General features: G+C 53.2%; 12 protein-coding genes. 5 read left to right on the top strand and 7 right to left on the bottom strand.

Annotated elements, in window-relative coordinates:
• The first annotated feature begins 98 nt into the window (after positions 1–98).
• The gene (locus IMQ33_RS10355; protein ID WP_065685836.1) at positions 99–677 is read left to right on the top strand and encodes a YiiX family permuted papain-like enzyme; all 579 of its coding nucleotides are present in this window, start codon (positions 99–101) and stop codon (positions 675–677) included.
• An 84-nt stretch (positions 678–761) separates the two neighbouring features.
• Here IMQ33_RS10355 and IMQ33_RS10350 read toward each other — a convergent pair whose 3' ends face one another.
• The 4 genes from IMQ33_RS10350 to IMQ33_RS10335 are packed head-to-tail and all read right to left on the bottom strand — an operon-like array spanning position 762 to position 4,358.
• The gene (locus tag IMQ33_RS10350) at positions 762–1,877 is read right to left on the bottom strand and encodes an AAA family ATPase (protein ID WP_230326707.1); all 1,116 of its coding nucleotides are present in this window, start codon (positions 1,875–1,877) and stop codon (positions 762–764) included.
• Positions 1,865–2,578 (bottom strand): RNA ligase family protein, encoded by a 714-nt coding sequence (locus IMQ33_RS10345; RefSeq protein WP_161738954.1) that lies wholly within the window; start codon positions 2,576–2,578, stop codon positions 1,865–1,867. The genes IMQ33_RS10350 and IMQ33_RS10345 overlap by 13 nt, the downstream gene beginning before the upstream one ends.
• A gap of 50 nt (positions 2,579–2,628) precedes the next feature.
• Complete coding sequence (prfH, locus tag IMQ33_RS10340; protein ID WP_161738955.1) at positions 2,629–3,246, bottom strand: peptide chain release factor H; 618 nt, start codon at positions 3,244–3,246, stop codon at positions 2,629–2,631.
• A complete protein-coding gene (locus IMQ33_RS10335; RefSeq protein WP_161713761.1) occupies positions 3,246–4,358 on the bottom strand; it encodes an RNA ligase RtcB family protein in 1,113 nt (370 codons plus the stop codon). The genes prfH and IMQ33_RS10335 overlap by 1 nt, the downstream gene beginning before the upstream one ends.
• A gap of 425 nt (positions 4,359–4,783) precedes the next feature.
• On the opposite strand from IMQ33_RS10335, the gene hutW reads away from it, so the two are divergent.
• Complete coding sequence (hutW, locus tag IMQ33_RS10330; protein WP_196061938.1) at positions 4,784–6,121, top strand: heme anaerobic degradation radical SAM methyltransferase ChuW/HutW; 1,338 nt, start codon at positions 4,784–4,786, stop codon at positions 6,119–6,121.
• Between the two features lie 12 nt (positions 6,122–6,133).
• On the top strand, positions 6,134–6,769 hold the full coding sequence (gene chuY / locus IMQ33_RS10325; RefSeq protein WP_196061939.1) for an anaerobilin reductase: 636 nt from the start codon (positions 6,134–6,136) through the stop codon (positions 6,767–6,769).
• A 201-nt stretch (positions 6,770–6,970) separates the two neighbouring features.
• Here the strand turns inward: chuY and IMQ33_RS10320 are convergent, their stop codons facing one another.
• The 3 genes from IMQ33_RS10320 to aegA all read right to left on the bottom strand — a co-directional run bounded on the left by IMQ33_RS10320 (position 6,971) and on the right by aegA (position 11,367).
• The gene (locus IMQ33_RS10320) at positions 6,971–8,602 is read right to left on the bottom strand and encodes a DUF4139 domain-containing protein (protein ID WP_196067756.1); all 1,632 of its coding nucleotides are present in this window, start codon (positions 8,600–8,602) and stop codon (positions 6,971–6,973) included.
• Positions 8,603–8,808: 206 nt separating this feature from the next.
• Positions 8,809–9,336: a 4Fe-4S dicluster domain-containing protein gene (locus tag IMQ33_RS10315; protein WP_065685580.1), complete on the bottom strand. Its 528-nt coding sequence runs from the start codon at positions 9,334–9,336 to the stop codon at positions 8,809–8,811.
• A 21-nt stretch (positions 9,337–9,357) separates the two neighbouring features.
• Complete coding sequence (aegA, locus tag IMQ33_RS10310) at positions 9,358–11,367, bottom strand: formate-dependent uric acid utilization protein AegA (RefSeq protein ID WP_186580028.1); 2,010 nt, start codon at positions 11,365–11,367, stop codon at positions 9,358–9,360.
• A gap of 335 nt (positions 11,368–11,702) precedes the next feature.
• On the opposite strand from aegA, the gene IMQ33_RS26390 reads away from it, so the two are divergent.
• Entirely contained in the window at positions 11,703–11,921 is a 219-nt protein-coding gene (locus IMQ33_RS26390; RefSeq protein WP_370575358.1) for a contractile injection system protein, VgrG/Pvc8 family, read from the top strand.
• A 35-nt stretch (positions 11,922–11,956) separates the two neighbouring features.
• Positions 11,957–12,409: a hypothetical protein gene (locus tag IMQ33_RS10300; RefSeq protein WP_196061940.1), complete on the top strand. Its 453-nt coding sequence runs from the start codon at positions 11,957–11,959 to the stop codon at positions 12,407–12,409.
• The last annotated feature ends 152 nt before the right edge of the window (positions 12,410–12,561 follow it).

The following is a 12,561-nucleotide window of genomic DNA, read 5'->3' as shown; positions in this document are numbered from 1 at the left end:
ACACAGCCCCGATAAAGTCGCTAAATTCTAACTTCGAGGGATTGAACGTGATTTTTACCAAACGCCTGTGGGCAATTCTGTTTCTCACCATCGGCCTGATGACCGTGCTGGTCAGCCAAGCTCGCGAGCTACCTGCGGTGCAGGATGGTGACATCATTTTCCACACTTCCCGCTCGGCACAGAGCCTGGCGATACAGCAGGCCACCGGCTCGCGTTACAGCCACATGGGTATCATCCTGCTGCGTGATGGCAAGCCTTACGTATTTGAAGCGGTATCGACGGTGAAATACACGCCGCTGGCCACCTGGATCGAACGGGGAGAGAAAAAGCATTTTGTCGTCAAACGCCTCAAGAACGCCAAGCAAATGATGACGCCGTCCGCGCAGCTAAAAATACGCCAGCAGGCCAAAAGCTTTGCCGGGAAGCCCTACGACATGCAGTTTTCCTGGTCAGATGAGAGGTTATATTGCTCAGAGTTGGTGTGGAAAATTTACGATCGCGCACTAGGGATTCAAATCGGCAAGCTGCAAAAAGTGCGTGAATTCAACTTTGGTGCTCCTGCCGTGCAGAAGAAACTGAAGGAGCGCTACGGAACGCAAATCCCGTGGGACGAATCGGTTATTTCGCCGAAGGCGATGTTTGAATCACCGCTGTTAGTCACGGTGATCGCGAATTAATCTAGGGTGACGTCCCCTATCCACATGGATAGGGGACTGTATGCCGCGCTGGCACCCTCACCCTTTGAGGGTGCACAAACCTGGTTAGCTTGCGTCCTGCACCCGCAACTCCACCTCGAGCGCCTCGTCCGCTTGCGGGATCTCCAATTTACTCAGCATCCGCGCCATCGCCTCAGCAGGTACGCTGTATTCCCGCTCGGCATTCTGCCGCTGCCACTGGGCATACGGTACTTCCAGGTAAACAATCTTCACCCTTGCGCCATAGGCGATAAACAACTCAACCAACTGGCTACGCAACTGCCGGGTAATATTGGTAGCATTCCAGACAAAAGGCTCGCCCCGCCGTAGCAGCGTTTTTGCCTGCGACTTGGCCTGCTGCACGACCCAGCCGGTCGCGTTCTTGTCGGTAGGAGACAACCGGTGTTGCCGGCGGATGTTGTCCAGGCTGATAACCTCAAGCCCAGCCGCATGCTGCGCGATATAGCGATCTTTACCCATTCCCGGCAGCGCACAGAGCAACGTCACTTCGCTCTGAAATTGCTCATAAGGAACAAAATCCACGCTAGCCAGCGGATGCGTCAAATAGTGGTAACGCTGGTTATCGCTAGCAAAAGGACGCGCTTGACCCCAGCATTGCTGCTCCTGACAAAACAGTTCGAACAGCTCGATGTTATCCAGCAGGCCGTTTTGGTCGTCACACTCGCGGCCCAGCACGTCCGCCCGTGCCAACATCGCCAGCAACCGTGTATCCAACCTTAAGGCCGCTAATAACAGCGCCCGCTCTGGCGATGGCCGCCCCATGATCCACAACGGTAAACCATGAAAACGGACCAAGGCTGCTACCTGTTCACGCAGTTGAAAAGGCGTAACGATATCCCGATACAGGATCGAGCGTGTGGTCAGCTCACCGCGTTTAGCGTGGTTGGGTGATGTCACTGAACCATCGTCGGCAACCCGCGTGGTACTGCGCTTTTCAACATCGTGCAGCAGCGCGGCGGCCCAAACCAGCTCCTGCTGTTGTTCTGGCAAGGCCAAAAACTGCGCCGACTCGGTCAGTGCCGCCAGCACACACTGGGTATGGATTGCCACATCCCCTTCTGCATGATGGCGGGGATCCTGCGGCACCTGATGCATGTCGGCCACCCAACGGAATTTTTCCGCCAGCCTGCCCCACTGCTTGTCTTCACTTAAGCACCACATGGTTTATCCTCCTGCTGATACTCGTACGCCATACGCGCTCGTTGCCAATTCACTCTCCAGTGGCGATCGGTTTTCACATGGTTTTTACGCACGTACTTAAATACGTTATGGGAAAACTGAGCCACCGGGAATTCAGCCGCATTGCGGGTGACAATCCCTTCCATGGTACAGGGCAAGCCGGTATGTACGTCGTGCGGCGCAAAACTCCCCACTCCCCCCACCTGCTCCAGTATTGCCGAACGGTATTCTTGTTCCGTCTGGCGCGGCATATCCTGTACCACTTCTGGCACACAGGCAAAATCAAATAATGCCGCGTAGAACTGCACTTCTTGCCAACTCAACCACATGTCTTTACAGCGTACGGCGAACAGATAAAAGTCCTGTTGCAGGCCACGATATTCGATCGAATGCGTGGCATACAGGTTCTCCCCAAACAGCTCGATATCGCCCAGGTCATTTTTAATCAGTTGCCAACGCTGGCGGATCTGGCGCGTCCAGGCAGAAACCGTCGGTGCCGCATGGGAGCGTGCAAATACGCCATACCGATTCAGGCAGTTATTCTCACCATCGAGCTTTTCCGTATGGATCAGTGAGGGGATTAACCGTATGTCTTGCCAATAATGTTTATTGATCCGATCGTCACTGGTGGTGCCCGGTGAGAATGGATAATGGTACGTCCGACCATATTTATGTGTTTCCATTTCTTTTCTTCTTATAGGGTTACCGGCCTGCCCCATCAGGCCGATATTGATTAAGCGAGCGGCGTAAAGCTTTCGCCTTTAAACACCCGAACCGGTGAACCACGCACTATTTGATGGTGAAACATCCGTCGTTCAGCACGCTGTTCGTCCAGGTGCTGTTGCTCAAGCTGTTCCAAACGGTGAGCGATCAGCAAATACGCCAAACGTTTATTGGCATGTTGGCTGCGCTCGGTCTGCACTTTGACGCTAATGCCGCTAGCGATATGGGTGGCGCGAATAGCCGATTCCGTTTTATTCACGTGCTGCCCACCTGGCCCGGAGGACTTCAATGTCTCAAAACGGATCTCGCTCTCTTTTGGCACCGCTGCCGGAGAAAAACGCGCAGCACCAATAAACCAGTTCTTTCTGGAGCGCCCAGTGCGCCACGGGCTTTCGCAAATCCACTGCAACGTCCCGCACCAGTTGGCGGCCAATGGCTCCGCCGCTTCGCCGTTAAGCGTCAATAGCACCGAACGCAACGTGCCGGGCAGGCGCCCCTCTTCCCGCTCAACCTCATGCAGTTCCACCTGCATGGCCTGAGCCTCTTTGTGGAACTGACGCAGTGCCAAACTCACCGCCAGGCAACATTCATCCGGCCCCTGGGCGGCAGAGATCTGTAATAAGATCATCACTGCCCCCCGCTGGTTTTGTAGGTCAACACCGGCTGCATACGCGCCACCAACGTGACCAACCCGGCCTGCTGCAAGGCCCCCACTACGCTATCAATCGGCTTGTAAGCTTCTGGCGCTTCCTGATAAATCAGTTGGCGATCGCGGCAAATCACTCGGCTGCCGAAGCGGGTTCTGGCCAACTGCTCGGTGCTGAAACGCGCTGATAAGCGATCTTTACACTCCGAGCGCATCCATTTGCGCCCCGCACCATGCGCCAGCGAATACAAACTGCTGGCGGCAGGCAGCGGTTGAACGATATAGCTGTAATCACCGCGCGAACCGGGGATCACCACCAGACCTTCATCCGACGGGGTAGCCCCTTTACGGTGCAACCAACCACTCACGCCCTCGATGGTGGCCGCCGCCAGCAGGTTATGATGGATATCCAGCAGGCAATCGCCAGCAGTGCGTAACCGCTGCAATATCCGCTGGGCTATCAGTTGCCGGTTTAAGCCCGCAAAATCCAGCGCCTGTTGATGCTGTTGCAAATAATCGTTGGCCGCCTCGGTATTTTCCAGCAAGCCATGATGCCCATGAGCGCGCACATGCTGTTCCAGTATGAGCTGGCCCAAACCACGCGAACCGCTGTGCACCAACAGCATCAGACGTTTTTTATCGAGACCGGCCTGCGGCTGATATATTTCGTCGATGCGTAATAGTTCAGCAAAATGATTACCGCCGCCAATGGTGCCTAATGCACGAGAATAATCGCGAAGCGCTGGCGGAATATCCCCCCACTCTTCTTCCTCTAGCGGACCGTCAATATTGCCCAGGTTTTTTTCCAGCTTATCCAGCGATTGTTTCATCGCCAGCAAATCTGTTTGCCATAGCGACATACCGCAACCGATGTCATTACCGATTAACGCCGGGTAGAAGCGATGTTGTGAAAAGAAAGCGGCACCGACCGGGTAACCACGGCCAGGATGCAAATCTGGCATCCCGACCACGCGCACCATATCCGGCAGCTTGGCGGTAATTTCTAATTGTTGGATTGCATTTCCTTCAATCCAGGTGTGTTCCGACGCGATCAATGAAACTCGCGGCGTAACGGAGCCAATAGTATTGCTCATAACCAATCCTGATTAATATTTTATCTAATTTTTTGGATTTGGCGGGCGGTAGCCCTAGCAATACCTGGAGAGCAGGTAATTATGCCTGAGGATACGACCCGCAAAGGGTAAACAGTGCTTGATAATTCATGATGTACCTCCTTTGCAAAGTGAATGAATGGGAAAACGCGGCGATAGTACATATAAACTCCAGCGTTAGCAATGGTTGTTCGCAGCGGCCACAAAAATTTAATTCGGGGGGCCGAAAAGTTTGACCCAAATCAACGTTGCATTTAATTGGCTGCTGGCCGGATAGACTCTACTGACGATTGTCAGTATATAAATGCAAATGGTAATCATTTTCAGTTAAACTATGGCAGGTCTGAGTGGCTGCGCTTCCTTGCAGCCCTGTCTCCATCAGTTCTGCCCTATTGAAGGACCTTGAGTTGAAACATGACACTGAGCTGGATTTAACCCCGCATTTTGCACTGGCAGGCAATCAGCCGTTTAAAGATCGTCGTGCCATGATGCCGCTGCGCGGCGCGATCCCCGTGGAAAAATCGCTGCTGGCCCCCACCTGGCAAAACGTCATCGGCCAGTCCGCGCCCAGCCGCAAACGGCTGGTGTATCTACACATTCCGTTTTGTGCCACCCACTGCACCTTCTGCGGCTTTTACCAAAACCGTTTCGAGGAGGACAGGTGCACCCGCTACACCGATGCGCTGCTACGCGAGATCGAGATGGAAGCGGACAGCCCACTTCATCAGTCTGCGCCAATCCATGCTGTCTATTTTGGCGGTGGAACGCCTTCGGCACTTGCCGCACAGGATCTGGCTAGCATCATCACCACACTACGCGAACGCCTGCCGCTGGCCCCAGACTGCGAAATCACCATCGAGGGCCGGGTACTAAACTTTGACGATGAACGGATTGACGCCTGTCTGGATGCTGGAGCCAATCGCTTTTCGATTGGTATTCAGTCGTTTAATAGCAAAATCCGCAAAAAAATGGCCCGAACCTCCGACGGTGCAAGCGCCATTGCGTTTATGGAAGGGCTAGTTCGTCGCGACCGTGCTGCCGTAGTGTGCGATTTGCTATTTGGCTTACCCGGTCAGGATGCGAAACTTTGGGGCGAAGACCTGGCGATTGCCCGCGATATCGGCCTGGACGGTGTCGATCTCTACGCCCTTAATCTGCTGCCCAATACGCCTCTGGGTAAGGCTGTGGAAACTGGCCGCACCTCGGTTCCCTCACCTGCCGAGCGGCGCGATCTCTATTTGCAGGGCTGCGATTTCATGGATCAGGCAGGCTGGCGCTGTATCAGCAATAGCCACTGGGCACGCACCACGCGAGAGCGCAATTTGTACAACCTGCTAATTAAGCAAGGTGCAGACTGTCTGGCCTTTGGCTCCGGCGCGGGGGGCTCGGTCAACGGCTATTCCTGGATGATTGAGCGCAACCTCACTAGCTGGCACGACGCTATCGCCGCGGGTCGCAAACCACTGATGATGATGATGCGTACCTCAGGTAACCGAAGCCAGTGGCGTCAACCGTTACAGGCTGGCGTGGAAAACGCGCGCATTCCGCTTGATGAACTGACGCCTCATGCGGAAAAGCTGAAGCCGCTGCTCGCACAGTGGCATCGGGCAGGATTAACCCGCGACGCCTCAACCTGCCTGCGCCTGACCAACGAAGGGCGCTTCTGGGCAAGCAATATTCTGCAGTCTCTTGATGAGCTGCTCCAACAACTGGATCTGCCGCGTATTGCGGTAGCTACCCTCTAACAGGAGTGAACGATGAAACCATGGTTGATTTTTGGCGCTGGTGGCAAGGGGGTTGGCGCGCTAACCCTGGAACTTGCGCTGGCGGAACAGCATCCGGTGGTTGCGGTGGTACGTAATCCTGATGCCGCTGCTCGCCTGCGGGAGAAAGGCGTACAGGTTTATCTCGGTGACGCTTGTGATGCCATTGCGGTCACTCGCGCTTGCGAAGCTGCTGGTACCAGCGCAACGATCATCTCCTCAATGGGAGGCGCACAGGATTATCTGGCCCACCGGACAGTGATAGATACGGCGGAAAAGTGCGGGATATCGCGCATGATCCTCGTCACCTCTCTGGGCTGTGGTGACGGCTGGCCGTTTCTGTCACCACGTGCCAAAGCGGGCTTTGGCCAGGCGGTACGTGAAAAATCGCTGGCAGAAAGTTGGTTACAGACCAGCACGCTGGATCACGCCATCTTGCGCCCCGGCGGGCTGCTGAACGGCAACGCTACCGGTAAGGCACAACGCTTTCAGGGGCAAGAAGTTCATGGCTTTGTGATGCGTGCGGACGTTGCTGCACACGTCTATCAGTTGGCGAATAGCGCAACGCTCAACCAGCAGGTTTACAGCCTGGTTGAACCGGGTCTTAAACCGGGTCTTAAACCGGCGTAATTCCCAACACAAGTTGATGTCCAAGGGCATTAGGTGGCTAATTTTCCCCTCACCCCAACCCTCTCCCAAAGGGCGAGGGAGCTGGTACGGAGCCGTTTTCAGGTGCAAGAGTCGGCCTCTAGCCAAACTGATATTGAGGACGACTGCAATAGCCTTGATGTGGCACGTTCAGTCCCCTCTCATTTTGGGTGAGGGCAATGTTTATAAATTGCTAACGCGCTTATCCTTTGGATATTTCACCGTATAAGACAGGGTGAACTTCTCGGACTGATTCGCAGGTAAATCCAGTGCCCACTGCACGTTACCGGTGTCTTTATCGTAGCTGGCACCGTCGTACTTCAGCCCGTCGATAGTAATTGCCGAATCACGACTCAGCGGCATCTGTTCCATCACCACCAGCTTAATCGGCTCTTTACGGGTATTTTTCACGCTGGTGACAAAGGCGTACTGTTGGCTTACCGAATTGCCAAAAAACTCCGCCTTCGAGGTCAGCTGCTTGCCGTTTTCGCGGTTAACGATAATCTTTTTGTCCCGGCCTAATGAAAGATCCAGCGTCTCTTTAGCCTCGGCGATATTGATATCCCCCTGGCCGACAAATGACCCCTCGAAGAAAATACTGGACTTGCCCGGCAACAAATTAAGCTGCTCCCAGTCTTTTAACTGTACCTGCAAGAAGGCATCAGGTTCGATTTTCGGCACCACCACGTAGCGGTAGTCGCCCTGAACGTCCACATCCTTGATGGTGACCGAATGCCCTTTGCCATCGGAGGCAATGTTATAAGGCAGGGAAATGCTAAAGCGGGTATTCACACCGCCAGCGTCGGTGACCACATAGTCAGAGAGGGAGCGTTTAGCTCTGGAGGCCATTGCGCCATCAAGCTCTTGAGCATTCGCGCCAGCGGCCATCTCCGCAACGGGAGCCGGTGCCGGTCTGGGTATCGACATTGCCATCTTGGAACTTGAGTAGTCCTGATAAAAATCGAGATACCAAGGTTGCAACTTCGGCGCCTGCGCCCCTTCGCTTGGGTTGCCGCTAGAAAGCGTCAGGTTGACCTTATCCCAATTGATGCCACTGTTCTGAAACACATTAGCCTTGTAGCTCAACTTGACCGGCTGGGTAATGCTGTTGACCCGCACATCGTAAGTCGGCACCCAGCCAGCATCCGGGATCACATAAGACAGCTTAACGTTGCTGGTCACCGCTTTCGCAGTGTAAAACTTCACCACCACCTGATTCACCGTTTGGCCTGTCTTCTGCTGAGCTTCGTCCAACTGGCTCTTCAGCTTTTCGATATTCTTGTCAATCGCGGCGATCTTCTCTTTAAGCTCGATATCCGCCAGCAGCACTTCACTCATGCGACGGCTGACCAGTTCAAGCATTTGATTAACCTGCTCAACGGAAGCGCCCTCTTTCTCCGAACCCAGCGCCCGGTTACTTTCCAGCACCGCCAACTGCGCCTGGATCACTTCCCGCTGCACGTTCAATTTGCTTTGCTCGCGTACCTCATCATCAATCTGCTTGGTTAATTGCTCCACTTCAGGCGACACATGCTCGGTAAGAAAATCACGTTTTATGCTGAAAGATTGCACGACCACACCGTTATCGGCATCAAGCATCAGGCTTTGTTCATTCAGCCCGCTGGCAATATTGGTAAAGACGACTTCGCTTTCCCCCGCTGGTAGCGTCACTTTGCTGCTGTTGAATAGCTCGGCACCACGAATAAAGACCGTCACATCGTTGAGCGTGACGTCTTGCGCCTGCGCCACACCGGAATAGGCTAACAGTACCGATGCCGCCAACAGCGTGGTTTTAAATCCTGGGAAAAGGGTCATCGTCATTTATCCTTAACAAAGAGGTTCCGTGCAGAATATCGACGAATTATAGCATGCAGCATGGTGGTAATATTTCTGAAAGATCATCACGTTTAAAGGTAAAGCCGCGATATTCGTTTCATTTAGCCACATCGCGGGGATCATTAAAGAAAACCCATTCCACGCGATTATCACGCAGAATGGGTTGTAGTGAGGTAATGGATAATTTACCGCAGGCTCGGCGCAGAACCACGGGCCGCGCGCTGTTGCTTTTCCAACTGCATGGCTTGCAGGTCTGCTGGCCGGATAAGGGTTAACGCCGCCGTTGGGCACACCTCAACACAGGCTGGCCCCGCTTCGCGCCCCTGACACAGATCGCATTTATTCGCCTGGGCCCGTTGGTACGCGACACCATTGCTGCCATAACCCTGATTGACCACCACCTCCATCGCGCCATAAGGGCAAGCCACCATGCAGGTCTTGCAGCCAATGCAGCGCGACTGGAGCACCTGCACGCTGCCATCCTGGTTATAGATGGCCTCGTTTGGGCAGGCGTTCAGACAAGGGGCATTTTCACACTGGCGGCACAGCATCGGTACGCTGACGCTAAGCGTTTTCATCACCCTTAAGCGAGGATTGAAGTTTTCCGCCGTCATCGGCAACGGATTATCCCCCAGATGCGCCATCACGCAGGCAATCTCGCAGGTGCGGCAGCCAATGCACTGTTTCATATCGGCAATGACAAACTGATTCATACCGTCTCTCCTTGAGCTGCGCTATAGCACATTGAGGTAATAGCCGATGCTTTCCGCCGCCTTGCGCCCTTCGGCAATGGCGGTCACGATCAGATCGGCGCCGCGCACGATGTCACCACCGGCGAAAATCTTGCGGTTACTGGTTTGGTACGGATAACCCGCCACCGTTGGCGCCACCACTCGCCCTTGCCTGTCCAGCATGACGTTATGTTCTGCCAACCAGCCCATGCGATGCGGGCTAAAGCCAAAGGCCATGATCACCGCATCCGCCGGTACGATATGTTCCGAACCCTCAACGGGTACCGCCTGCCGCCGGCCCTGGCTGTCTGGAGCCCCCATTTCGGTTCGCCGCATTTGAATGCCGCTGACCTTACCCTCCTCATCGATCACTATGCTTAGCGGTTGCAGGTTGAACATGAATTCTGCGCCCTCTTCCCGCGCATTTTTCACTTCCTTTTTCGAACCCGGCATACTCTTTTCATCACGCCGATAGGCACAAATCACCCGCTCAGCACCGTGACGTAATGAGGTTCGGACGCAGTCCATAGCGGTATCACCGCCCCCCAGTACGATCACCCGCTTGCCCGCCATATTGACGTAAGGGCTTTTCGGATTTTCGACATAACCCATCAGCTGTTGGGTGTTGGCAATCAAGAATGGCAAGGCGTCATACACTCCCGGCGCACCTTCATTTTCCAGGCCGGAACGCATCGATTTATAGGTCCCCACGCCAAGGAACAGCGCGTCGTAATCATTAAGCAGGGTTTCCATCGATATATCTTTGCCAATCTCGGTATTCAAGCGGAATTCCACCCCCATATCGCTGAAGATCTCACGCCTTCTGGCCATAACGTCCTTTTTCAGTTTGAACGCCGGAATGCCGAAGGTCAGCAACCCGCCAATTTCGGGATAGCGATCAAATACGACCGGTTTGATGCCATGGCGCACCAGGATATCGGCACAGCCCAGCCCAGCCGGACCCGCGCCAATAATGGCAACGCGCTTGCCGCTGTCTTTCACCGCCGACATATCGGGCCGCCAGCCCATCTCAAAGGCCGTTTCAGTGATGTAACGCTCAATGTTGCCGATAGTGACCGCTCCCCCGTGCTCGTTGAGCGTACAGGATTGCTCGCACAGTCGATCCTGTGGGCATACCCGGCCGCACACTTCCGGCAGGCTGCTGGTTTGGTGTGATAGCTCCGCCGCTTCCCAGATACGCCCCTGGCTGGCCAGCTTGATCCACTGCGGGATCTGGTTATGCAGCGGGCAGGTCCAGGAGCAGATACTCTGCTTGCCGCAGCTCAGGCAGCGTTCGGCCTGCTGCTGGATCTGCTGCTCATTAAAGGGTTGGTAGATTTCGGCAAAGCTGGTTTTGCGCAGCTCTAGCGGGATTTTGCTGGCCTCCAGACGAGGTGCCCGAGGCTGTTGCAGCAGATTACGGATCGGCGTTGATTTCTTCGGGGCTTTCGCTTCTGGGCTTTGATTAGCCGCACTGCCAAACAGTTGGCTATGGTGATCGCGCGCCGCAGCACGTAGCCGCTTTTCTCGCTGTTGCTCCAGCAACGTTTGGTTGTCTACCAGGCTGAGTGCATGGGTTGGGCAAGCGCGTACACAGGCAGGTTCATGGTTTAGCTCGCTGCACAAGTCGCATTTCTGTGCCTCAACCTTCTGGTAGCTGTCTGCCAGGCGATGATTGGCGGGCTGCACCGTTTCTGTCACTACCGTCATCATGCCAAACGGACAAGCGACCGCGCAGGCTTTGCAGCCGATGCATTTCTCCTGGCTGACCTGGATGCTGGTATCACTCTGTTCAATGGCCCCGGTAGGGCAAACATTGGCACAGGGCGCATCTTCACAATGGTGGCAGAACACGGCAGTATTACCATGGGTGCCCTGAATGACCTTGACTCTTGGGGTAAAATATTCGCGCTTGCTTGGGTATGCCCCTTGATGATGCGCAGTCACACAGGCGACCTCGCAACTCCGGCAGCCAATGCAGGCTTCTGATTCCGCAACGATAAATTGATTCATAGGTATCCTTTCCGAACAGGCTGACTGAAAAAACACGCTTTCGTTGACGTTATCTCCTTATCTTGGCTGGCGTAGGCAGGTGTCAGTAAGGTTATAACCATGTAAATATAGTGGTTATATTTGATCGGTTTCCATGACATTTCGCATGAAAATGGCGTAATGCACCAATCCGCTCTAAAGCCAGGCAGGACAACTCTTCGCTTTAATCACCCACTGTCGTATTGGATCACATTTACGCAGCACCTTTGGTTGTTATTTCGCCATATATACATTAATATTATTTATGTATCTATGGATTTTTTGTTGTAATTGAATGGAATATCTTCATGTAATAAATAAGGAAAGCGCGTGCTAGGGATGAGCAAGAAAGCCAGTGGAGTGCGGTTTACGTTAAGTGTTGGCAAGCTGAAAGCGATCTCGATTTTATTCATCGCCTGGCGGCAGAAGAAGGGATTTACTATTTCTTTGAGCACCAAAATGGCAAACATACGTTGGTATTTTCCGATGATTGCGCCGCACTGCATGACGGGCATGTCCTATACCGGACATGCTAACGCCGAAGAAATGTTTAAGCTGGAGTCAAATAAAGTTGAAAAAATATAACTACATACTTTTTTTATTACTTTTCACCTCTGGGTGCAAAAGTAACTACATCTCTTATTTATATATTGACAATCTAACCGAAATGTCAAAAGCTTATTGTGAGAGTAACAAATTATCTGGGTGCGATAAATACCGTCTATGCATGAGTGAGCAATATGACACTGTTAAATCCAGAGCACCTTTAAACCTCGCCATGGGCAAGTCTATTATTGTTAGAGAAGTCTTAAATATCGGTTCAGAAGATGTTTTTACACACTTAATTCCAGAAAGCTATAGCCTTTTAGACCACAAAACGCCCGATCTTAATGATTTAGGCCTAAGCGTTGGCGTAGGTTATTTTATTTACGCCCATAACGCCTGCGCCAGCATCACCGGGGATAAAACTTATAACATCGATAGCTACATGCCACTACTGAGGGAGAAGCTTGGTGTTAAGTAACAGCCTCAACGGTTCCAGGAACAACGTGCGCGCGACAAAAGTGCTGTCTTTGTCGCCGTTGTTTCATAAAGCTTTATTTTTTAATAACGCATTGGTTTATTTAGCTACGAAACAAAAAATTTCACTTTAAAATCAAACCAATAAATTATGAT

Source organism: Serratia sp. Res13-Sevr-LER1-36-b (assembly GCF_015673035.1).
GTDB classification, from domain to species: Bacteria; Pseudomonadota; Gammaproteobacteria; order Enterobacterales; family Enterobacteriaceae; genus Chania; species Chania fonticola_C.
The sequence above is the reverse complement of the archived record's forward strand: the minus strand, read 5'-3'. Positions and strand labels throughout refer to the sequence as shown.